At 71.5% G+C, this 21,720-nt stretch carries 20 protein-coding genes and 1 pseudogene; 14 read left to right on the plus strand and 7 right to left on the minus strand.

Annotation, left to right across the window (positions count from 1 at the left end; all coding sequences use genetic code 11):
* Positions 1-765: 765 nt before the first annotated feature.
* The 4 genes from B7C62_19675 to B7C62_19690 are packed head-to-tail and all read left to right on the plus strand — an operon-like array spanning position 766 to position 5,255.
* The gene (locus tag B7C62_19675; GenBank protein ID ARF74209.1) at positions 766-2,739 is read left to right on the plus strand and encodes an asparagine synthase; all 1,974 of its coding nucleotides are present in this window, start codon (positions 766-768) and stop codon (positions 2,737-2,739) included.
* Positions 2,736-2,987, plus strand: coding sequence for an HPr-rel-A system PqqD family protein (locus B7C62_19680; protein ARF74210.1), 252 nt, complete (start codon positions 2,736-2,738; stop codon positions 2,985-2,987). Before B7C62_19675 ends, B7C62_19680 begins: the two co-directional genes overlap by 4 nt.
* Positions 2,984-3,445: a polyketide beta-ketoacyl synthase gene (locus tag B7C62_19685; GenBank protein ARF74211.1), complete on the plus strand. Its 462-nt coding sequence runs from the start codon at positions 2,984-2,986 to the stop codon at positions 3,443-3,445. Before B7C62_19680 ends, B7C62_19685 begins: the two co-directional genes overlap by 4 nt.
* Positions 3,408-5,255 (plus strand): ABC transporter ATP-binding protein, encoded by a 1,848-nt coding sequence (locus B7C62_19690; GenBank protein ID ARF74212.1) that lies wholly within the window; start codon positions 3,408-3,410, stop codon positions 5,253-5,255. The genes B7C62_19685 and B7C62_19690 overlap by 38 nt, the downstream gene beginning before the upstream one ends.
* A 4-nt stretch (positions 5,256-5,259) precedes the next feature.
* On the opposite strand, the gene B7C62_19695 is transcribed toward B7C62_19690, so the two are convergent.
* From B7C62_19695 to B7C62_19715, 5 genes are all read right to left on the minus strand, one after another.
* On the minus strand, positions 5,260-5,847 hold the full coding sequence (locus B7C62_19695; protein ID ARF74213.1) for a hypothetical protein: 588 nt from the start codon (positions 5,845-5,847) through the stop codon (positions 5,260-5,262).
* A gap of 56 nt (positions 5,848-5,903) precedes the next feature.
* A complete protein-coding gene (locus tag B7C62_19700; protein ARF74214.1) occupies positions 5,904-6,785 on the minus strand; it encodes a hypothetical protein in 882 nt (293 codons plus the stop codon).
* 367 nt (positions 6,786-7,152) lie between these two features.
* Positions 7,153-7,350 (minus strand): DUF397 domain-containing protein, encoded by a 198-nt coding sequence (locus tag B7C62_19705; GenBank protein ARF74215.1) that lies wholly within the window; start codon positions 7,348-7,350, stop codon positions 7,153-7,155.
* Positions 7,351-7,475: 125 nt separating this feature from the next.
* Entirely contained in the window at positions 7,476-7,673 is a 198-nt protein-coding gene (locus B7C62_19710) for a DUF397 domain-containing protein (protein ID ARF74216.1), read from the minus strand.
* A complete protein-coding gene (locus B7C62_19715; protein ID ARF77274.1) occupies positions 7,649-8,425 on the minus strand; it encodes a hypothetical protein in 777 nt (258 codons plus the stop codon). The genes B7C62_19710 and B7C62_19715 overlap by 25 nt, the downstream gene beginning before the upstream one ends.
* A gap of 256 nt (positions 8,426-8,681) precedes the next feature.
* On the opposite strand from B7C62_19715, the gene B7C62_19720 reads away from it, so the two are divergent.
* Together B7C62_19720 and B7C62_19725 are read left to right on the plus strand one after the other, a co-directional pair.
* Complete coding sequence (locus B7C62_19720; GenBank protein ARF74217.1) at positions 8,682-8,882, plus strand: hypothetical protein; 201 nt, start codon at positions 8,682-8,684, stop codon at positions 8,880-8,882.
* The gene (locus B7C62_19725; protein ARF74218.1) at positions 8,861-9,436 is read left to right on the plus strand and encodes a hypothetical protein; all 576 of its coding nucleotides are present in this window, start codon (positions 8,861-8,863) and stop codon (positions 9,434-9,436) included. The genes B7C62_19720 and B7C62_19725 overlap by 22 nt, the downstream gene beginning before the upstream one ends.
* Before the next feature lie 48 nt (positions 9,437-9,484).
* On the opposite strand, the gene B7C62_19730 is transcribed toward B7C62_19725, so the two are convergent.
* Positions 9,485-10,855, minus strand: a complete 1,371-nt coding sequence (locus B7C62_19730; GenBank protein ID ARF77275.1) for a hypothetical protein — start codon at positions 10,853-10,855, stop codon at positions 9,485-9,487.
* A gap of 258 nt (positions 10,856-11,113) precedes the next feature.
* Between B7C62_19730 and B7C62_19735 the strand changes: the two genes are divergently transcribed.
* Together B7C62_19735 and B7C62_19740 are read left to right on the plus strand one after the other, a co-directional pair.
* The gene (locus tag B7C62_19735) at positions 11,114-15,061 is read left to right on the plus strand and encodes a hypothetical protein (GenBank protein ARF74219.1); all 3,948 of its coding nucleotides are present in this window, start codon (positions 11,114-11,116) and stop codon (positions 15,059-15,061) included.
* Positions 15,062-15,075: 14 nt separating this feature from the next.
* Positions 15,076-15,624, plus strand: a pseudogene (locus B7C62_19740) (N-acetyltransferase).
* Between the two features lie 660 nt (positions 15,625-16,284).
* Here B7C62_19740 and B7C62_19745 read toward each other — a convergent pair.
* Positions 16,285-16,905: a hypothetical protein gene (locus tag B7C62_19745; GenBank protein ARF74220.1), complete on the minus strand. Its 621-nt coding sequence runs from the start codon at positions 16,903-16,905 to the stop codon at positions 16,285-16,287.
* 197 nt (positions 16,906-17,102) lie between these two features.
* Between B7C62_19745 and B7C62_19750 the strand changes: the two genes are divergently transcribed.
* From B7C62_19750 to B7C62_19775, 6 genes are all read left to right on the plus strand, one after another.
* Positions 17,103-17,603, plus strand: coding sequence for a SigE family RNA polymerase sigma factor (locus B7C62_19750; GenBank protein ID ARF74221.1), 501 nt, complete (start codon positions 17,103-17,105; stop codon positions 17,601-17,603).
* A 151-nt stretch (positions 17,604-17,754) separates the two neighbouring features.
* Positions 17,755-18,210: a hypothetical protein gene (locus B7C62_19755; GenBank protein ID ARF74222.1), complete on the plus strand. Its 456-nt coding sequence runs from the start codon at positions 17,755-17,757 to the stop codon at positions 18,208-18,210.
* Between the two features lie 305 nt (positions 18,211-18,515).
* Entirely contained in the window at positions 18,516-19,628 is a 1,113-nt protein-coding gene (locus B7C62_19760) for a hypothetical protein (GenBank protein ID ARF77276.1), read from the plus strand.
* A 214-nt stretch (positions 19,629-19,842) separates the two neighbouring features.
* Positions 19,843-20,067 (plus strand): hypothetical protein, encoded by a 225-nt coding sequence (locus B7C62_19765; protein ARF74223.1) that lies wholly within the window; start codon positions 19,843-19,845, stop codon positions 20,065-20,067.
* Positions 20,068-20,173: 106 nt separating this feature from the next.
* On the plus strand, positions 20,174-21,019 hold the full coding sequence (locus B7C62_19770) for a hypothetical protein (protein ARF74224.1): 846 nt from the start codon (positions 20,174-20,176) through the stop codon (positions 21,017-21,019).
* A 116-nt stretch (positions 21,020-21,135) separates the two neighbouring features.
* Complete coding sequence (locus B7C62_19775) at positions 21,136-21,666, plus strand: hypothetical protein (GenBank protein ARF74225.1); 531 nt, start codon at positions 21,136-21,138, stop codon at positions 21,664-21,666.
* Positions 21,667-21,720: the final 54 nt, after the last annotated feature.

Genomic DNA, 21,720 nt, shown 5'->3' on the forward strand with positions numbered 1-21,720 from the left:
GGCGTGTCCGGGCCGGAAACGAAGCCTGGCCGCACCGGAAACCAAGCCCGGCCGGGACGGAAAGGGCTTTTGGGAGCCCTGGGGCGGCCTTCGTGGGTGATCGTCTTGGCCGAATGGCTACTTGTAGCGCCCTTTACCGTACGGCAGGGCGTGTTCGCCTGATTACGCCGATGTCGGTGGCGCGACCGCCGTCCCTGAGGTAAGGCGGCCCGAGAGGCGCCGAGGGCCGGGTTCCGGCTGGTTCCCCCGCCGCGCCGACGGCTCCCCGCTCTCTTGCCAGCTCACTGCCCGGTCCGGCCGCCGCGACCGCTCATTGGTCCAGTCCACTGCCCCGCCAGGGTCTGGCGGTGTGCGACTGCACATGCCGACCGGTCGGTGCGGTGCGGGGCGGCGGACCGCCCCGCACCGGCGCTGTGGCGCTCACGCTATCCAGCCAACTTTGCGAGGTAAGTCGGAATCACGCGTACCGCTCCGCCAGCGGGACATGATGGCTCTGGTGTTCACCCGGTGAACACCAGTCGCATCAATAACTCCAGTTATGCAGAAGCTATTTGGGCATAACGGTCGTCAACCGTACAGAGAGGTAGGTGTCATGAAGCAGCAGAAGAAGGCTTACGTGAAGCCGTCGCTGTTCAAGCAGGGCGACTTTTCGAAGAAGACCGCCGGTTACTTCATCGGTTCGTACAAGGAGTTCTGGAGCCGGCGCATCATCTGATCCGCCGACCGGTTCCCTGTGCACGGTGTGAGAACTTCCGAAAGGTGAAGATGCCCGGCCTGCTGCGTGACTACTTCGTCGTCCTGCCGGACAGCGTGGCGGGCCACGCGGTCGCCGGGCGGCTTCCCGCATCGGAAGCGGCCACAGGGGTGGGTGACGTCCTGACCGTCGCCCACCCCTCGGGCCGCCCCTGGATCGTCGCCCGCCCGCTGGTCCGCAAGGTCAGCCACCTGGCCCGGGGCGACGACGCCCTCGTCCTCATCGGCCCGGACCGCGTCCCCGAGGCCGTACTCGCCGGGCTCCTGGAGGGCGCCCGCGACCGGGCCGCCCTGGAGCGCCGCCTCGCCCGGCTGCCCGGCCTCCACCACGTGGTCGCCCGGCTCTCCGGCGAGATCTGGATGCGCGGCACCGCCTCCGGGCTGCGCCGGATCTACCACGCCCGGCACCCCGAGGCCGGGACCATCGCCTCCGACCGCCCCGCCGTCCTCGCCCACCTGACCGGCGCCCCCCTGGACGACGGCGCGCTCGCCCTGCGCCTTCTCGACTTCCTGCCGCACCCCCTCAGCCGCCGCGCCCTCTGGCAGGGCGTGCACGAGGCCGGGGCCGGGTACGGAATCGCCCTGCCCGCCGCAGCACCGGGCACGGCCGCCGCCCCCGGCCCCCGTGAGCACCGCTGGTGGGAGCCCCCGGCGCCGGAGCTCTCCCTCGAGGAGGGCGCCCGCAGGCTCGGGGACGCTGTCGCCGCCTCCGTACGCGCCCATGTCGGCGGCCTGGACCGGATCAGCTGCGAGCTCTCCGGCGGGATGGACTCCACCGCCCTCACCTTCGCCGCCCGGGAGACGGGCCCGGCGACGCTCTCCCTGCTGACCGTGGCCGCCCGGGACCGTTACAGCGAGGACGAGGGCTGGGCCCGCCGCGCGGTGGAGGAAGCGCGAAGGAACGCCCCCACCACCGGTACCGGCACCGGAAAGGGCGCAGGCGTCCCCGGACTGGACCATCACCTCATCCCCGCCGCCGACACCCCCTACTTCTACGCCGGTCTCGCCTCCTTCGCCGACGAGCTGAACGACGAACCGCTCCCCGTCGCCCCCGGCCGCGCCCGCGCGCACCTCCTCCTGAGCCGCGCGCACGCCACCGGATCGCGCTACCACCTCACCGGCTACGGCGGCGACGAACTCTTCCTCGGCCTGCCCCACACCTACCAGGACCTCTTCCACGGCAACCCGCTCACCGCCTGGAACCGCCTCAGCGCCCTGCGCCACCAGCTCGGCTGGCCCCTCCTGCCCACGGTGAAGGCCCTGGCGGACCGCTCCCCGTTCCCGCGCTGGCTCGCGGGCGCGGTCACCACCGCCCCGCAGCCCGTCGCCCGCACCCCGCTGCTCTCCTGGGGTGTCCGGCAGTCCCTGCACCCCTGGCTGACCGAGCGCGCCCGCGCCCTGATCACCGAGGAGTTCCGGGCCGCCGCCGAGCACGCCGAGCCGATCGACCCGTGGCGGGGGCGGCACGTGGACATCGACGCGGTACGGATGGGAGCCCGGCACTTCCAGGCGATGGAGGACATCGGCATGACGATCGGGCTGCCGGTCGCCGCGCCCTTCTACGACGACCGGGTCCTGGAGGCGACCCTCGCCGTACGCCTGTCGGAGCGGATCGCCCCCTGGCGCTACAAGCCGCTGCTCGCCGAAGCGATGCGCGGGGTGGTGCCGGATGCGCTGCTGGCCCGTACGACGAAGGACCACATGGCCTCCGACGAACACCAGGGCCTCAGCGAACACGCCGAGGAACTGGCGGAGTTGTGGACCGGCTCCCGGCTCGCCGAACACGGCCTGGTCGACGCCCGGCAGCTGCGCCGGCTCGCCGCCGAACCCTTCTCGCCGGTTCTTGTCGAGCACTCCGTCAGCTCGACCGTGGCCGGGGAGACCTGGCTCCGCACAGCGGAGAACGCCTGGAACAGCCCGCAGTTGACCCCCACGAACACGGCCGCAGCCACGGCCACGACCATGACCAGCGAGGCATCCCTGTGAAGCTCAGAAAAGGCATCGCCGTCACGACGACCGAGTACGGCGGTGTCCTGCTCGATGAAAAGAGCGGCAGCTACTGGCAGTTGAACGACACCAGCGTCATCGTTGTCGAGACCCTGGCCGCCGGGCAGGCGCCCGAAGCCGCCATCGAGCGGATCGTCGCCGAGTTCGACGTCGACCGTGCCGAGGCGGAGTCGGACGTCGCCGAACTGACCCGCCAGCTGGTCGAGGCGAAGATCCTGCGCCCATGACCACCGAGATGACCATGCCCCGCCGGGGTGCGGGCCCGGGCGGTCTGCGGCTGCGCGCCGCGATCGCCGCCGCGTTCGTCCTGGCCCCGCTCAACCCGGGCCGCCTGCGTCGGGTGCTGACCCGGTGCAGCAGGGGCGCGCGCCCCGCCACGTACGACGAGACGCTGGAGGCGTACGAGGCCGTCATCGCCACCAGCCGCCGCTGCGCGGGCCGTTACGGCTGCCTGCCCCGCTCCGTCGCCATCGCCCTGGCCTGCCGGATGTCCGGCGTCTGGCCCGAGTGGTGCGCCGGGGTCCGGACAGCACCCCCGTTCGCGCCGCATGCTTGGGTACAGGCGGGGGGACGTACGGTCGGCGAGCAGGCGGAAGCGGCCGATCTGCGTCCTTTGATGGTGGTGAAGGTACGCGAAGGGGGTCCGGGTGGGCACGGTGGCGGGGACGACGGCGGAGCAGGATAAGCGGCCCGAGGGGACGGAGCCCCCCGCCGAGCAGGCATCACAGGCGCCACCAGGTCCGGAGACGCCCGGCCCCTCCCCCCTGCGCCTCCTCCTCACCCGGGTCCGCCCCCACCAGGGCGTCCTCCTCCGGGCGGGGCTCCTCTCCCTGACCGGTTCGGCGGCCGGGCTGGCGATGCCGCTGATGGCGAAGTACGCCGTCGACGCGTTCGCCGCCGACCGCTCGCCCGTGGCCCCGCTCGTCGCGCTGACCGCGCTCGTCCTCGCCGGGGCCTGCCTCTCCGCGTACGGGCGTTACCTCATGGCCCGTACGGGGGAGGGCGTCGTCCTCCGCGCCCGCGACCAACTCGTGGGCCGCATCATGCGGTTGAAGGTCCCGGCGGTGGACCGCCTCACCCCCGGTGACCTCCAGTCCCGCGTCACCAGCGACACCACCCTCCTCCGGACGGTCCTCTCCAGCGGCCTGGTCGAGTCGTTCAACAGCGTGCTGATGCTGCTGGGGACGGTCGCGTTCATGGCGTACATGGACCTGACGCTGCTGGGCGTGACGCTGGTGGTGATCGTCGGCATCGGAGCTGTAACGGCCTTGCTCATGCCCCGTATTCAGCGCGCGCAGCTCCGCGCGCAGGAGTCCGTGGGGGCGATGGGCGCGGCGCTGGACCGGGTGCTCCAGGCGTTCCGTACGGTCAAGGCGAGCGGCGCGGAGGAGCGGGAGACGGCGGCGGTCGCGCGGGCGGCCCGGCACGCGCACGACCGGGGCGTGACGGTGGCGAAGTGGTCCTCGGTCTCCGACGTCACGATGATGATGTCGATCCAACTGGCCTTCCTGGCCGTGCTGGGCGTCGGCGGAGCGCGGGTGGCCTCGGGCTCCCTGGAGATCTCCTCGCTGATCGCGTTCCTGCTCTATCTCTTCTACCTGATGGGCCCGATCGGCGGCCTGGTCGAGGGCTGGACGGGCCTCCAGAGCGGCCTCGCCGCCGTACGGAGGATCGACGAGGTGGAGTCGCTGCCGGGCGAACCGGCGGGGGGCTTCAGCGGGTTGAAGGGGGGCGGCGGCCCGCTGCGGGTCACCTTCCAGGAGGTCACCTTCGGATACGGGGACGAGCGCGCCCCCGCCCACAAGGGCGTCACGTTCGACGTGCCGACGGGCGGGATGGTCGCGCTGGTGGGCCCGTCCGGGGCGGGCAAGTCGACGGTGTTCAGCCTGCTGGAACGGTTCTACGACCATGACGGCGGCACGATCACCGTGGACGGCCGGGACATCCGGGACTGGCCGCTGGCCGAGCTGCGGGGTTCGATCGCGTACGTGGAACAGGACGCCCCGGTCCTGGCGGGCACCCTCCGCGAGAACCTGCTCTTCGCCGCCCCGGACGCCCCGGACGACCGGCTGGCGGACGCGGTCGCCCGGACCCGTCTGGACGCCCTGGTCGACCGGCTGCCGGAGGGCCTGGACACGCCGGTCGGCCACCGGGGCGTGACCCTCTCCGGCGGCGAACGCCAGCGCATCGCCATCGCCCGCGCCCTGCTGCGCCGCCCGCGTCTGCTCCTCCTCGATGAGGTGACCTCGCAGCTGGACGCGGTCAACGAGCAGGCGCTGCGCGATGTCATCCTTGAACTGGCCGAGCAGACCACGGTGTTGGTCATCGCCCACCGCCTGTCCACCGTCCGCCACGCGGACCGCATCGTGGTCCTGGAGGAGGGCCGGGTCCGCACGGCCGGCACGCACGAGGAGCTGATCGACGGGGACGAGCTCTACCGCGAGCTGGCGACGACGCAGCTGGCGGCGGAGGGAGCGGAGGCGGGGGCGCGGTGAGGGGTCAGCGGGCGTAGTCCTTGAGTTCCTCGGTGTCCAGGGTGATGGAGACGGGGTGGGGGAGGGCCACCGCGTCTCCGTAGTCGTAGGAGTGCTGCTGCCGGTAGCGGCCTTTGTCGGGCTCGCTGTGGACCACGAGTGTCCCGTGCTCCCGGTCGATCAAGAGGTATACCGGGATGCCTGCCGTCGCGTATCCGTGGGGCTTCTCTGCGCGGTCGCGGCGGTCGGTGTCGTGATCGTAGGACGTTACTTCCACGGCCATCAGGACGCCGTCGGCGGGCGCCCACTCTCCTTGCCCGGCGAAGTGCCGACGAGGCGCGAGCGCTCCGTCGGGGCGGGCGCGGCCCTGCCGGTACGCCTCCACCATCAGCCCCTGCTCCGGGTGCAGGTCGAGGTCGGGGCGGTGCTGCATGCACTGGCGCAGCAGCCACATGAAGATGGTTCCGTGATCCCCGTCCGGCACGGGCTTGACCTCTAGCTTTCCGTTGATGAGCTCAAGCGTCACGGTCTCGGGGGCCGAGCGGGCGAGCTGCTCGAACTCCTCGACGGACATCTGGGCGTGCGGTGTGTGCCCGGCGGTGCTGGGGGTCATGGCGTCGCCTCCTCCCCTCCATCGTGCCCTGTCGGATCTGCGGGTGAGCTGCACGGTCATCGGTATGTCCTTTCGGATCGAGGGATCAGCCCGGCCCGGACCGCGTTCATCCGTTCCCGTACGCCGGGCGGCTGCACGGCCCCCGGCGGGCCGATCGGCGGCTCCGGGGACGGCCCCCGGCAGGGTCGGCACAGCCCGCCGAGGAGGGCCTCCGGCCTGCCCGGGGCTCCGCACTCGCCGCACTCCAGGGTGCGCAGGACGGTCCGGGGCCCCGGCAGGACCCGTTCCGGCGGCAGCTTGTCGAGCAGGCGCCGCTCGACGAGGCGGGCGGCGCAGTGGACGGGGGACGGCAGGCCGGTGGTGAGGGCGCTCAGCAGCTCCGCCTCGGTCGCACCCCGCGCGAACCATTCGCTGACCTGCGGTTCCAGGTGTACGCAGTCGGCGGCGGAGAGGGACAGCGCCGGGGCCGTACGCCCCAGGGCGGCCAGCAGGATGAACGCCCGGGACCGGGTGGGGCGTCGGGGCTCGTCCGGCGGGGCGTCGCCCCGGGTGTAGGCGTTCCACCAGGAGTCCTCGCGGGCGGTGCGCGAGAAGAACGTACGGGTCACCCAGAGCATCACGTCGTCGGCCACCACGCACTCGCTGCCGCGCCGCAGATGCCCGGCGGCCTGGAGCCGGTTGAGGGTGGTGCTCAGCGCGCACTGGCCGTACGGGAGGTGCTTGGCCAGCGTCTTCACGGAGATGTCCGAGCCGTCGGGCAGCCGGTCGATGTACGCGGCGACGGCGGCGTCACGGGGGAGGAGGTGAGCGAAGTCGCGCTCGGTGCGCGGTCGTTCGTTCGGTGCGGAGCGCTTGCCGTAGCCGGGTTTGGCCATGGGGTGCGCGGGCGGGGTCTCGTGCGAGGTGCTGTGGGCAGCACTAAGGTAGCTGTTAGCCATGGGGATCGTTCAGTCCGATCTTCGTTGGTCAGACCCCTGTTCGGTGTTCCATCACCGGCAGGGGTCGTCTTTGTTCTGCTCTCGTTCTCCGCACGCTAAAGCCATGCGACGGTGCGTCGCAAGTCGGTCACAAACGGTCAACTGCGGTCGCAGGGTGGGTGGGTGGGACAGCTGACCCATCCACCCCATCACTGTTAAGAGCGCTCGGATCTCGCCGCTTGAGCTCCGGGAGGAGCGAAGGACCGGCCGCAGGCGGAAGCAGCCCGCGCCGGATCGCTTGACCCAGAACGGGGGAGGGCCGTCCCCACACGCACGCAGGCCCCGGGAGCGAACGCGCTCCTCGGGGCCTGCGGGGTGGCGGCGGTGCTCAGCGGATGTCGTTGACGAACGCCGTCCAGGCGGAGGTGCCGAAGATGACGGGCGGTTCCTCTGGCTGCTTGGAGTCGCGCACGGGGACGAGGCCCGGGAAGTCGTCGGACACCTCGACGCAGTTACCGCCGTCGGAGTTGCTGTGCGAGGACGTGCGCCAGGTTGCGGAGGCCAGGTCGGCTCGGCGGGATTGCATGCTCGGATCTCCTTGATCAGCTGCGGGGCAGTGACTGGATTCAGGCGAACAGCGCGTGGACCCCGCCGGGGCGGGGCCCACTGGGACTCAGGCATGGCCGGGGAGCCGCAGGGCGCCGGAAGGGCTCAGTGCATGTCGTTGACGAACGCCGACCAGGCGGAGGCGGCGAAGATGACGGCCGGTCCTTCCGGCCGCTTCGAGTCGCGGACCGGGACGACGCCCGGGAAGTCGTCGGACACCTCGACGCACTGACCGCCGTCGGAGTTGCTGTACGAGGACTTCCGCCAGGTCGCGGAAGTCAGGTCGGCTCGGCGGGAAGGCATGATCGGATCTCCTTGACCAACTGCTGGATGAACTCGGTTGTCTGCTCCGGAGAGAGCGCCTTGTCTCGCTCCAGATCGTAGGACAACCGCAGCTCCTCGACGCGTCCTGAGTCCTCAACCAGTTCACCGGACTTGCTGCCCTCCAGATAGGCCACGGCCTTGCCGTTGGCCAGCCACAGGACCGTCAGTGAACCACCCATCAGATCATGCAGACCTGCGGAGAAGGGCAGTAACTGAAGCGTCACGTTCGGCCGCTTCTGCCACTCCAGCAGGGCTTCCAATTGTTCCAGCCAGACGGCGGGCTGCGAGGCCGCTCGGTGGAACACCGCTTCGTCGAGCATCGCCCGGAAGTACGGGGCATCCTCGCTCTCCAGGATGGACTGACGGCTCATACGGGCGTCGACATCCTCCTGCAGCGCCGCCGCGTCCCGGGGGCGCGCCTGCTCCAGCACCTCCGTCGCGTACGCCCTCGTCTGGAGCAGTCCCGGAATGGTGCTGCTCGCGTACTGATACTGGACCGTCGCCTCCCGCTCCAGCCTCATGAACCGCTGGTACCGGCTGCCGAAGGCGTCGTCCCGGGCCAGCTCCCAGAGCTGTTGCAGCTGATCACCCGTGCCGTAGACCTTGTCGAGCGCCGCCATGACCTCCAGCGAGCCCAGGCGGGCCCCCGTCTCCAGCTTGTGCAGGTACGACCGGTCGTACGTCGTCTCGTCGTGCAGCTCCTCCAGGCTCAGCCCGGACCGGTCCCGCAGCCGCTTCAGCGTCTCGTGCAGCATCTTGCGGGCGGACGCCTCCCCGCTTGAATCGGACGCGCGTTTGGGCATTCCAACTCCCCTGTGTCCTGGGGGGATAGGGCTACAGAAACCCCCTTCCGAGCGTAGCCAGCAACGCCGATGCTCGTGACAGAAAGATCCGAAGTTCGCACGGAAGGTGAGAGCCATGAGCGCACTGCCGAAGTACGACCCCGACTGCCCCCGGAGGGCCGAGCGCATCCCTGATCGACCCGTCATGCGCGTCATCGACGTACAGAGGCAGGACACGTACTTCGACCTGCCGCTGGTGATCACCTTCGACGGAAGCGTGCAGGGTCCGGCGTACCTCCGCATGGAAGTGGACGAGGTGATCGACCTCGTGGACGAGCTGAACCTCGCGCTGGACGTACGGGTGAGGGAACCCGTGGCGCAGCCGTGCACGCCGTCCGGCTCCTGACACGAGTCATCCGGGGCCTGCGCGGCGTCGCCGCGCAGGCCCCGGACATCCACCTCGGAGAAAGTGACCTCATGACCACCACCGTGTCTGCTCGTCAAGAGCAGCAGGTTCACGACGACGCCGGGAGAAGTGCGCCCATGATTCGGCGATGCCAGGTCAGCATCGTGCGGTCGACCCCCGCCGGACAGCCGATGGCGTCGGAAGACCGGCGCCGCCCCGGACAACTGCGGCGCATGAACGGTGCGCTGCTCACGCTGTGGGACCTGGGGCCCTGCATCGACGTGGCCGCGCTCGTCCTCACAGAGCTGGTGACGAACGCCTTCCAGCACGGAGGCGGAGAGGACATCACTGTCACCTGGTGCGCCGACGTCACGCATCTGACGATGCGGGTGGAGGACGGCTCTCCCGTGCGTCCTGTGCTCCGGGCTGTGGACGAGACCTCGGAGGGCGGTCGCGGACTGGGCATCGTGGAGGCGCTGGCCGACGCGTGGGGAGTCAGCGAGGACGGCCGTACCGTTCACTGCGCGCTCGCCTTTGCGGACCATACGGCTTGAGCGTGAGCTCCGTAGCAACCTGATGCTCTGCGCGCTGGTTTCGGGAGGTCAGCAGTATCCGGGGCGGGCGTACACCGTGATCTGTGCGCGGGTGACCCTCCGGGTGTCGCACACCTCGAAGTGTGCGCGCAGAACGGCCGACTTGGTGGCCGCGCGGCCGGTGGAGTCGCCCGGTTCCCCGTACGCGTCCGCCACGGCGACGATGCGCGGGGCGGCCAGCATCCGGGCCCGGATCTCGGCCGGTGCGACCTCGGTGCCGAAGAGCGTTCCGGAGGCGGCGGGGGAGGAGGCCAGCGCGAGATCGTCGAGGTGCGCGTACGCGCCGGGGTTCGCGAGGACCCAGGCGCGGCGGGCGGGTGTGAAGACCAGCCCGTCGCCGGGTGCGCTCATCTCCCGTACGGCTTCGGCCACGGCGTTCACGTTGTCCGACCGGCCCTCGGGGGTGCGGAGTTGGAGGCCGAACGGGAGCAGGGCCACCGTGGCGGCCACGAGTGACACGGTGGCGACCGTCGCGCGCGAGGGAAGCCGGTCCAGGGCCGCCCCGATGAGGAGGGCGAGGCCGATGGACCCGTAGAGGACGTACCGGTCGACGTACAGGGGGCGCAGGAGTGAGAGGGCCAGCAGGAGTCCGGCCGGGAGGATGAGGAGGGGGAGTGCGAGGGTGGGGAGGCTGACGGGTCGGCGGATGGTGGCGCGGCCGAGGCGGGCGCAGGCGGTGCCCAGTAGTGCGGTGGCGGCGAAGACGCCGAGGTCGGACGCGTCGGGGGCGCCGATCCAGGCGACCTGCCCGGACTGGGTGGCGCTGAAGAGCGCGAGCGGGGACAGCCCGGCGACCACGGCGGCGGCTGTCACGGCCCAGGGGCGGAGCGCCTTTCGCGAGAGGGCCACGGTGGTGCCGTGGGCGATCAGGCCCAGGACCGCGAACTCGTGGAGCAGGCAGGCGGCCAGCATCACCGCCCCGTACCCCGCCCACCGCTTCCGGCCGCCGCCGTCGAGCGCCTCCAGCAGCAGCCAGGTGCCCCAGGTGACCAGAGCGCAGACCAGGGCGTACGAGCGGCCCTCCTGGGCGTACCGCTGCATCGCGGGCAGGAGGGGCAGGGCGAGCCCGGCGAGGAGCCCGGCGCGCGGGCCCGCCAGCCGGTGGCCGAGCAGTCCGACCCCGGCGGCCGTCACGGCGACGGCGAGGACCGAGGGGAGACGGAGGGCGACCGGGCCGCCGTCCCAGAGGGCGAAGACCGCGTGCATGAGGAAGTAGTGGAGACCGTGCACGACATCGGCCTCCGCCAGCAGCCGCCAGATGTCCGACGTGCTCCGGTGGGCCACTTCGTAGGTGACGGCCTCGTCGCTCCAGAGGGAGTTCCGGCGCCGGATGCCCCAGAGGCCGACGACGAGTGCGGTGGCAGCGGGGGCGAGGGCGATCAGGGGCGCGCGGTGTGGGGGGCGGGTCGCTGCGGGAGGTTTTCTCCGCGTGACGGGTGCGGTGGTGATGGCCGGCTCCGGTGGTAGGTCGGGGGTTGTTCTCCGTACGCACCCGAGTCCAGCCGTCGGCGGATTGATGGTCAGCCCGCTCCCGCCGGACCAATCAATTACGCTCGCGGGTGCGTGGGGGCTGATGGGGGAAGCGGGGTGGGTTCGGTGGGGCGTTCGGAGAAGCCGGTGGACCCCGCAGCCGGTCCCGTGCAGCGATTCGCTTACGCGCTCCGGCTGTTGCGGCAGGAGGCGGGCAGTCCCACGTACCGGACGATGGCGCGGCAGGTGCCGTACGCGGCTCCGACGCTGTCGGCCGCCGCCTCGGGCGACCGGCTGCCCTCTCCGGCGGTCACCCGCGCCTACGTTCTGGCGTGCGGCGGGGACCCGGATGAGTGGGAGCGGCGGCGGGCGGAGGCGGCGGAGGAAGAGTTCCGGGGCCGGTCCGGGGAGGGCGACGGGGCCTCGGCTCCGTACCCGGGTCTCGGGCGTTTCGGACCCGAGGACCGGGAGAGGTTCTTCGGCCGGGACGCGGTGGTGCACGACTTGGTGGAGCTCGTGGGGCGGCACGGGTTCGTCGCGGTGGTGGGGGCTTCGGGGAGCGGCAAGTCGTCGTTGCTGCGAGCGGGGCTGGTACCGGCGCTGAGGGAGGGCCCCACTACGGGGAGCGCACCCTCGGCGATCAGGGTTCTGACGCCGGGCGAGCATCCGGCGCGCATCGACCGGTCCCTGTTCGCGGACGACGCGGTCGTCCTGGTGGACCAGTTCGAGGAGGTCTTCACACTCTGCCGGGACAGAAGGGAGCGCGCGGAGTTCATCGAGCTGCTGACCGGCGCGCGGGCACGCGTGGTGATCGCCGTACGGTCGGACTTCTACGGCCGGTGCGCCGAGCACGAGGCCCTCGCCGCCGCCCTGCGCCCGGCCACCACGCTTCTCCTCGGTCCGATGACACCCGAGCAGCTACGGCAGGCGATCGTCGGTCCTGCGGTCGCGGAACGCCTGATCGTGGAGCGGGAGTTGACCGCCCGTATCGTCGCGGATGTCGCGGACGAGCCGGGCGGCCTCCCGCTGATGTCCCACGCCCTGCTCGAAATCTGGCGGAGGCGGCGGGGCCGGACGATGACGGTGGCGGCGTACGAGGCGATCGGGGGCGTACGGGGAGCCATCGCCCACACGGCCGAGGAGCTGTTCACCGGATTCGACGACGTACGGGCGCGGACCGCGAGGGCCCTGCTGCTGCGGCTGGTCACACCGGGCGGCGGAACCGAGGACACGGGCCGCCCGGTCGCCAGGAGCGAGCTGGCGGACCTGGACGGGCTCGGCCACGCCGAGGACGTACTCGAACAGCTGGTACGGGCACGGCTGTTGACGGCCGACGACGGGACGGTGACCCTCGCCCACGAGGCGCTCATCGGGGCATGGCCGAGGCTGCGGTCCTGGATCGAGACCGACCGTGAACTCCTCCGGGTCCACCGGCGGCTGACCGAGGCGGCGGGGGTGTGGGCCGATCTGGGGCGGGACGCGGGGGCGCTGTACCGGGGGAGCCAACTGGAGGCGGCGAGGCAGGCGTTCGGTTCCGGGGCGGCGGTACAGGAGCTCACCCCCGCTGCCGCTGCCGCTGCCGCCGAGTCCGGATGTGCGCTCACCTCCACCGAGCGGGCGTTCCTGGAGGCGGGCATCGCCGCGTACGAGCGTGAGCGGCGTACGGCGGTACGCACGGCACGCACCCTGCGCGGGCTCGTCGCCGCCCTCTCCGTACTGCTCTGCCTGGCCGTCGTCGCCGGGCTGACCGCCTGGCAGCAGAGCCGTACCGCCGAGCGCCGGGCGACCGAGGCGGAGGCGCGCGGGATCGCGGCCGTCGCGGGCACCCTGCGCAGCTCGGACCCCCGGACGGCGTTGCGGCTGAGCGTGGCGGCCTGGCGGATCGCCGACGTTCCGGAGACCCGGGAAGCGTTGTACGGGGCTGCCGCCCAGCGCGATCAGGACCTTCTCGACATCGATACGGACGAGCCGTTCCGGGCCGAAGCCGAAGCCGACGCCGAAGCTGAAGCCGACGCCGACGCTGAGGTCGACGCCGGAGCCGAGGTCGACGCCGAGTCCGCTGGTTCCGGTGGGCCCTTCCCGGCCGATCCCGATCCCGATGATCCCGGTGGGGCATCCCCGGCCGGTGGCGACTCCGCCGAGCCCACCTCGGCCGACGACAACGGCACCTGGCGGCGCCTCAGCCGGGACGGCCGCACGCTCACCGTGGTGGGGCCGGAGGCGGTGCGCCGCTGGGACGTCGTGACAGGGAGGCAGCTGCCCGACCTGTTCGGCCTGGGTCGGTGGGCGGAGGGCATCGCGGCGGTCAACCCCGACACCGGGACGGTCGCCTTCCGGACGCCGAAGGGGGTGCGGCTGTGGGACGTCGCCACCGAAAGGCCCACCGGTGCCCCGTTCGGGCCGCCGGGCGACGACGTCGACGTCTGGTTCGGCGGGGACGAACGCACGGTCGCCGTACAAGGGCGTGGGGGACCGGTCGAGGTGTGGGACGTGCGCGCGGGGCGTTTCCTGTTCGACACGGGCCGGGGCCCCCGGGTGGGCGGCGCACCGGGCGGTACGGGCCGCGCCCCGGACCGTACCGCCCTGGGTACGGCGGCGGAGGAGGTCCGCACCCTGGAGATCGCGCCGGACGGACGCCTGGTCGCCTTCTGCCCGGACGGCGGCGCGCTCCAGGTGTGGGACGTACGCGAGGGGCGTCGGCTGCCGACGCCCTGGGCCGCGAAAGCGGATGTCTGCGGCCGGGAGCGGTTCCGGTTCACACCGGACGGGCGGGCGCTGGCGGTCGGTGTTCCGTCCGCGCTGCGGAGCTGGGAGGTGCGGTCGGGGCGGGAGCGCCCGCGGATCGACACGGGGGCTGCGGGGCCGACACCGTCACAGGCCGTTCCCGACGCGGCGTTCAGCGAGGACGGCTCGCACGTGGTGACGCTGTCCGCCGGCTCCTTGCTGCTCTGGCGCACCGCCGACCCGTCCGCCCCGCTGTTCCGGCACCGGGTCTCCGCATCGAGCACGAGTGAGCTGACCCTCGACCTGGAAGGCGGGGTGATCCGCTTCACGGAGGGCGACAACCTCGCCAGTGCCGTGAGCACCATCGCCCTGACCGGTGCGGAAGAGGGCGGTCGGCAGGGTGGGAGCCCCTTCGGCGCTGCCCGGTTCAACCAGGACGGCAGCCGCCTCGTCACCACGTACCCCGGGAGGATCGAACTCCGCGACGGGGCGACGGGCCGACTGCGCGACACGATCGCGGTCCCACCCGCCTGCGACGGCTGCTCACCCCTGCCGCTGACGTCCTTCAGCCCGGACGGCAACACCCTCGCCTACCTGAGCGCGCCGGACACCGTCACCCTGAGGACGTTCGGCCCGCACCGCGCGGTGACGTCCCTGCCCTCCCGTACCGGCGTCGACGGCATCGCGACCGGGGACCGGGACTCGGCGGAGAGCCAGGACGCGGCGGTCGTGACCCGGACATCGTTCGGGGTCGACTTCCTGGCCCGGGGCGAACCCCGGGGGACTCTTCCCCGTGAGCGGTACGGTTCGCTCCTCGCCCGGGGCACGGACGGCAGGCTCATCACGGATGAACGCCAACTGATCTACCCGGGCGGCGGGTTGACGCGTGTGGTCCGCGTCATGCGCGGCGAGGGCCCGGCGGCGGCAGCCGCGTTCAGCCCGCACGGCCGCTATCTGGCCATGAGCGACCACGACGGCCGGGTCACGCTGTGGGACGGCGACGGCAGGGCCCTGCTGGCGGTCCTCACGCCGGGTGCCTCCGGCGCGGAGGCGGGCGCCCGGAAGGGGAAGAGGCCCTCGGCGCTGGCCTTCTCCGCCGACGATGAAGTGCTGGCGGTGGGCGACGCGGACGGGGAACTGCGCTTCTGGTCCACGGACGCGCCCCGGTCGGCCGGGTCGCCGCTGCCGTCGGCGGACGGTCCGGTCCTCGCCGTGGCTTTCGACCAGGACGGCTCCCACCTGCGGGTGGCGACTCCGCATACGCCGGTCCGTACGTATCCGCTCGGCCCGGAGCGGACGGCCGGGGCGGTGTGCGCGAGGGCGGGAGGCGGGCTGACCCGGGAGGCGTGGGCGGCGTACCTGCCGACCGTTCCGTACCGCGAGACCTGTTGAGGCAGGATCGCGGTATGACGAACACTCCTTCCTCCGCGCAGCCCTCTTCCCCACCCTTGTTGTTCCGGCAGGCCGCGGAGTCGGGGGGCGACCTGACGGAGCTCGTACGCCTGCGGGACGCCGCCGCGCGGTGGCAGGCCGAGCAGGGCATCGACCAGTGGAAGCCCGGGGAGCTGGGCGAGGAGCACTTCCGCGCACGGCTGCGCGAGGGCGAGGTGTGGATCGCCACGCTCGGCCCGTCCGGCCCGAGCGCCGGGGCGTGGGAGCTGTGGTGGGACGACGAACCGGCGTGGGGCGCCCAGCCGCCGGTCGCGGGGTACGTGCACCGCTTGATGACCGACCGCCGGACAGCCCCGCCGGGCACGGGCCGCGCACTGCTGGCGGAGGCCGAGCGCCGGATCGCCGCGTACGGGAGGGAGCTGTGCCGGCTCGACTGCCTGACCTCGAACACCCGGCTCCGGCGGTACTACGAGGAGGCGGGGTACGCGGTGGTCGGCGAGCAGGCCGGGAAGAACGGGGACGGGGGGCGGACGTACGGGGTGACGTTGCTGGAGAAGCGGGTGGGGGGCGGGGTAGGCGTCGGATTCTGGGCCGATGGTGAGGGTAAGGAGACTCGCGGCGGGTCGCGCGTGGCCGACAACCATGCGACACCACGGGGTTGACCTCAGTGGCCGTATTCTCGGTCTGAGTTGAAGGGGGGGCGCCTACCGATTCTGATAATCGGGGGTGACGTCCTTCTGTTCGGGAAGAAGGGGGAAGCGCATTGATACCCGTAGTCGCGGTTGCCATGATGGTGATGGGGGTGGCGCTCATAAAGAACTGGTGGGGAATGACTGACCAGATGTCCGGTAAGCACATCTCCCGTCGGCCGAGTCAGCATGAGGGGACTCTTCCTTGGAAGGCGGCCAGGGTATCCGGAGGTGTTTCCGCGGTATTCGGGTTCATAATGATGGCCCTATATCTGTACGCGGTATTTCGAGGGGTGGGCTGAGGCGTTTCATCAGCACGCCTCACCTGTCAGGGCCCTGTCCTCCGGCGGACGGCTCCACGGACGGCCTCTGCGAACCGTGTCCGTGTCCTCACGCAGCAACACCCTCACCAGTTTCCCGAAGGCGCGAGCACTCAGCCCGGGGACGGGGCTGTCCGGGAAGGCTCTGACGCCGCGATCACACCAGCCGAACCAAGACCGTTCCGCAGGTGCGACCAGCGATTCGGCCCGCCTCTCAGCTGCCGCTCAGCGGAGATGCCCACATGGGGTCGTGTCGGGATCTCCTCCTGATGCGGGCCAGCAGATGTTCCGCCGCGATGGACGCGGAGTCCTGCGGCGCGCCGACTGCGGTCAGGGCGGCGACAAGCCTCGATATCGCTTCCGGCACGTCCGGTTCCGTGAGGAGGGGAAGCAGCAACAGGAGGCGGGCGGCTGAATCCTGGACGCCTTCGACCGCAGGGGACGGGCCCTCGGCGATCCGGATCAGCTCGACCCAGGTCAGCCCCGCGCCCGAGAAGTCGCCGTCCCGGCCGGCGATCCGCTCGACGTGGTTTCCGCCTGGACGGGTGAGACAGTAGTCGGTGCCGTAGTCGCCATCCAGATTGCGGTAGACCACCACCGCCCCGGGGCCGCCTTCCGACGGCATCCTGAACACCGGCCAGCGTTCAGGATCGAAGAGGACCTCGGACAGGGCATCGACATCGGCGCCGTCCTCACCGAACCACTCCGGAACCGGGCGTTCGGCACATCCCCCGTCGCCGCACATCGCCAAGAGGCAGTTCGACCAGAAGCCCGGGTGGACCAGCAATGACTCGCCCGGCACCAGTGGGCCGTCGTCGTATCCCTTGATCAGCACCTCTCGATCCTGTCACCAGCCACTGACACGAGGCGGACCCGGGACCGGCAAGGGGACGCCGCGCGCTATGGGGCAACCCTGGGGCGAAGCCTTGCCTGACCCGTGACGACGATCACTCCGATTCCCTGCCGGCGCTGTAGACCGGATGCCCGGCGGCAGGCGTATACCCGGTGAAGCGAAAGATCCGGGAGCAACTTTTGACCGTCGAGGAGTTCGAAGAGTTCTACGCCCAGGCGGTCGCGCGCCTCACAGGCCAGCTGTACGTGATGACCGGCGACCTCCAGGAGGCGCAGGACGTCGTGCAGGAAGCGTTCGTCAAGGCGTGGGTCCGGCGTGGGCGGCTGGAGCGGGACGGGCAGCCCGAGGCGTGGATTCGTACGGTCGCGTGGCGCCTGGCGGTGAGCCGTTGGCGGTTCCGGCGGCGTTCGGCGGACGCCTGGGGCCGGGGGAGCGGTGCGGCGGAGCACGTGGCGCCGCCGGAACCGGACCATGTGGTGCTGGTCGACGCGCTCCGGGAACTGCCCGCCCAGCAGCGGCGGACCCTGACCCTGCACTACCTGTGCGATCTCACGGTGGAGCAGATCGCCGGGGAGACCGGGCTTTCCGGCAGCACGATCAAGACGCATCTGGTTCGCGGACGGGCGGCGCTGGCGCACCGTCTGGAGGACCCCGGTACGGAGGAGGCTCCTGATGTCTGACCCACGGGACCCACGGGACCCACGGGGCTCTCGGGACGCACGGGACCCACGGGGCTCTCGGGACCGACGGGGCTCATGGAAGCCAGAGAGCCCGCGGGACCCACGGGACCCGCGGGGCTCTCTGGGCCCGGAAGGTCCGGAGGACGACGCGTTGCGTTCCCTCTTCCACCAGGCCGGGGACTTCGGGCGGGGCCGCTCGGAGGCGGACCCCGCCGCCCGGATCACCGAACGCGGCATGCGGGCCCAGCGGCGGCGGATGGCCACGTTCGCGGTGGGGGTGTGCCTGGTCGTCGGCGGCGGCAGCGCGGCGGCGGTCGGTCTGCTTCCGGCCGGCCCGACGCCCGCGCCTCCGGCCACGAGCCCTTCGCCCAGCTACCCGTCCCCCGGACCGCCCCCGGCCGAGACGCCGACGGACCCTCCCGCGCCGCCTTCGCCCAGCACTACGGTGCCGGGGGCGCCGGATTCCACCACCACGGGGTCCGGCGATACGGGCGCGCTGCCGACGACGATGCCGCCGCCGACGTCGACGCCGACCTCGACTCCACCGCCGACTCCACCGCCGACTTCGACGACGGGGGCGGCGACGGGGGCGACGACGGTGCCGTGAGGCAGGGGTGGCTGACGGCTGGTGTCCACCACCGGCGAGGTCTTCGTACGCCCGCCCTTCCCCTCCGTCCATCGGCGCTTCCCTGACGTCCACTACCGTCGCCGGTGTATCCACCGGGCGGCCCCCACGCCTCGACGTGTCTGAAAGGTTTCCGAGTGTCCACGTTGTCCCCCGGGCTGCGGCCCGCACCGCCGGGGCCCGAGACCCCCGAGCGCGGGCCCGGCCCCGGTTCCGTACGGCGGGAGAGCCGGGCGGCCCGGTGGGGCAGGGCGGCGACGGCCTGGCTCACCCCCGCCGACCGCAGGGTGCTGTGGCTGTACCTCCTGACCCGAATATCCCTGTGGATCACGGCCCACGGCGCCCGGTGGCTCTTTCCGCAGGGCTCGGGTGCGCGGGAGGCGGGGGCGCTCTTCGCCCCGTTCCAGCAGTGGGACGCGAACCACTATCTGCACATAGCGCGCGACGGCTACTTCCCGGCGGACGAGGGCCCCTGGACGAGCGGCTGGGACAACCGGGAGGCGTTCTTCCCCGGCTTCCCGCTGCTGCTGCGGGCCGTGCACGTCATCGTCCCGAACTGGACGGCGGCGGGCCTGCTGATCTCGCTGGTCGCGGGAGCGGTGGCCGTACTGGCCCTGTCCCGCATCGCCCGCTCCTACGTCCCCGAGGACGCCGACGGCCGACGGACGGCCCTGTTCTTCCTGCTCTCCCCGTGCGCGGTGTTCCTGGCGGTCGGCTACACGGAGGCGCTGTTCCTGGCGTTCGCGCTCCCGGCCTGGCTGGCCGCCCAGCGCCACCGCTGGGCGTGGGCCGCCGTGCTGACGACCCTGGCGACGACGGTACGGGTCAGCGGCCTGTTCCTGGCGGCGGCGATAGCGGTGCTGTTCGTGCTCACGGCGCTCTCGGCCCGGTCGGGCAAGGGCTGGCGCGGGGCGGCCTGGCTGACGCTGCCCGCGCTGCCGCCGGTGGCGTACAGCTGGTACCTGCACGCGCACACGGGCGACTGGATGGCGTGGAAGCACGCGCAGGAGCGCGGCTGGTACCGGGGCTTCCACACCCCGTGGGAGGCGTGGACGAACACGTGGAACGCGGCGTTCGACGGCGGACACACGACCGGCTACGCGATCATGTTCCAGGCCGAGTTGGCGGCGATGCTGGTGGGCCTGGTCCTGGCCGCCCTGCTGCTGTGCCACCGCCGCTGGCCGGAAGCGGTGTACGTGGCCCTGAGCCTGTGGGCGCTGGGAACGTCGTACTGGTACACGTCGATCCCCCGCGCCACGCTGCTGTGGTGGCCGCTGTGGGTGGGCCTGGCGGCGCTGAGCCTGCGGCGGCCGTGGTTCAGGACGGCGTATTTGTGCGCGGCGGTTCCGGCGAGTGCGCTGGTGGCCCTGGCGTTCCTTACGGGGCGGTGGGCGGGGTGACGGAGTAGATCCCGGACACGTGGAGAGGCCGAACCATCACCAGGGGGATGGATACCGCCCGAGATGCGGCGAAGATCACACTACGCAATTTTGCGCACAATTCGCCCGCAGGGAAGTTGATCAAGCGCAATTTCACGCAACACCCTTCCGCTCACGCTCCGCTGTCGATCACGCTCTACGAGTCAGCACAACCCCTCGGCCCACGGAGGACTTTGTGGCCCTGCATCTCCTGTGCAAGGACCCGGAGAGCCCGAACAACGGCTCGCCCACCTTGTATTACGACGATGAGTCGCGCAACTACCTGCTTCAGGGGTGGCGCGTGACGGACTCGGCGACCCGGTTGTCCGACATCGTGATCCCCGAGCACGAGACGATAGTCGAGTTCCCCTCGCGTCTCCTGAGGCTGTTCCCGGCTGTCGGGGGCACGTCGCAAGACTGAGCACCCGGACGGGCGGACGAAGCGATGGAATCCATCTGATTGCCCGTCAAACAGCCTGATCCCGTCGGTTGGTTCGGGCCGGAGGCCGCACGGCACACTGTCGCGCATGGCTCACTCCGAAAGTGTTCAACGCGCCCGCCGCGATCTCGGCGCCAAGCTCAGCGCGATGCGCAAGAGCAAGGGTCTCACCGGTCGTGCCTTGGCCGACATCTGTGGTGGCTGGCACCCGTCCAAGGTCAGCCGTATCGAGAACGGCCGCGCTGCCGCCAGCGCGGCCGACATCACTGCCTGGACCCGTGCATGTAGGCAGCCGGAAGTCGCACCCGAGCTGATCGCCGCTGCCAACAACATCGCGTCCATGTACCTCGAATGGCGGGACATGGAACGCAGGGGACTGGCCAAAGCCCAGGAACACGTCATACCGCTGTGGGAGGAGACCAAGCGATTCAAGGCGTACGCCATCAGCTACGTCCCCGGTCCGTTGCAGACGGAGGACTACACCCGGGCCGTCCTCGCAGGCATCCGTGCCCGCCGAGGTCTGAGTGACAGCGACTTCGAGAACGCCGTCGCCACCCGTACGGCCAAGCAGAAGTACCTGAGAACCCGGCAGTTCCGGATCGTCCTCGAAGAGGACGTCCTCTACACCCGCTACGCCGAACCGTCCGTGATGCTCAACCAGCTCACCCGGCTGATCCAGGTCGCGGACTACTCCAGCGTCAGCCTCGGCATCATCCCGCGAGACGCGAACAGGGGACCGGCCCACAAGGCGCAGGACTTCTGGGTCTACGACGACGAAACGGTCCAGGCCGAGATCGTCTCCGCGTTCCTCACCCTCAAACAGCAGAACGAGGTCAACCGGTACCTGGAGGACTTCCAGCGCCTCAGCGAACTCGCTGCCGTGAGTGGTGCGGCGGTCCCCATCATCGCGAAAGCCATCAGCGCCTACAGCTGACCCCTCCGCAACCGGCGGACGGGGCTCGGCGAAGGCCGCGCCCCCTCAACGCCGAAACGGAGCACTGCCCCATGACCGCCGCACGACGCCGCCGGAGTGAGTACGGGAACGCGCCTTTGACCTGGCGTTCCTCGCCCACGTTCGACCGGCAGCCCGCGCCCCGGCCGGGCGCCCTCGTGACCGTGGCCCTCCTCGCCGCCGCTGTCGGCGTGTTCGCTCTCACGACCTGGAACGGGAACACGCCCAGCGACACCAAGGTCACCGAAGCGGCGATCGCCGAGGCCGTCCGCGAGGAGCTGCACGCGATGTTCCTCGCCGACATCACCTCCAGGGGGAGCGTGCTGCGCTCCAGCCTGCTCCAGGAGGACGCCGCTGCCCGCATCGACTACGCGAAGAACGCGGACACCCTGGCCTTACGCTGCTACGGCGCCGGCCGGGTCCGCGTCGCCCGGGTCCTGACCGACGGCACGAGAGAGCCGCACGCGGAGATCCGCTGCGGTGACACAACCACGACGTACATCGTCAACGACGGCACCCTCCGCACGATCGTGCTCGACCCCGGCGAAACGGGCAGCTGGGCCTCTTGGGCGCTGACCCGCCCCACGTCACCGATGCCGGGTGCGGACGCGGACGCCCGCGCGAGCTGAACCAGGGACTGCCGCGACGACGCCTGGGGGCCGCCCGGCGGTATCGCCACACAA

Origin of the sequence: Kitasatospora albolonga (genome assembly GCA_002082585.1) — a bacterium.
In the GTDB taxonomy this organism is placed as follows: Bacteria; Actinomycetota; Actinomycetes; order Streptomycetales; family Streptomycetaceae; genus Streptomyces; species Streptomyces stephensoniae.

Bases quoted from the DNA above. Each gene is read 5' to 3' on its own strand.
- B7C62_19720 (ARF74217.1), top strand. From the start codon at position 8,682: ATGCGCGTCATCGACGTACAGAGGCAGGACACGTACTTCGACCTGCCG.
- B7C62_19675 (ARF74209.1), top strand. From the start codon at position 766: ATGCCCGGCCTGCTGCGTGACTACTTCGTCGTCCTGCCGGACAGCGTG.
- B7C62_19705 (ARF74215.1), bottom strand. From the start codon at position 7,350: ATGCAATCCCGCCGAGCCGACCTGGCCTCCGCAACCTGGCGCACGTCC.
- B7C62_19685 (ARF74211.1), top strand. From the start codon at position 2,984: ATGACCACCGAGATGACCATGCCCCGCCGGGGTGCGGGCCCGGGCGGT.
- B7C62_19710 (ARF74216.1), bottom strand. From the start codon at position 7,673: ATGCCTTCCCGCCGAGCCGACCTGACTTCCGCGACCTGGCGGAAGTCC.
- B7C62_19770 (ARF74224.1), top strand. From the start codon at position 20,174: ATGGCTCACTCCGAAAGTGTTCAACGCGCCCGCCGCGATCTCGGCGCC.
- B7C62_19700 (ARF74214.1), bottom strand. From the start codon at position 6,785: ATGGCTAACAGCTACCTTAGTGCTGCCCACAGCACCTCGCACGAGACC.
- B7C62_19695 (ARF74213.1), bottom strand. From the start codon at position 5,847: ATGACCCCCAGCACCGCCGGGCACACACCGCACGCCCAGATGTCCGTC.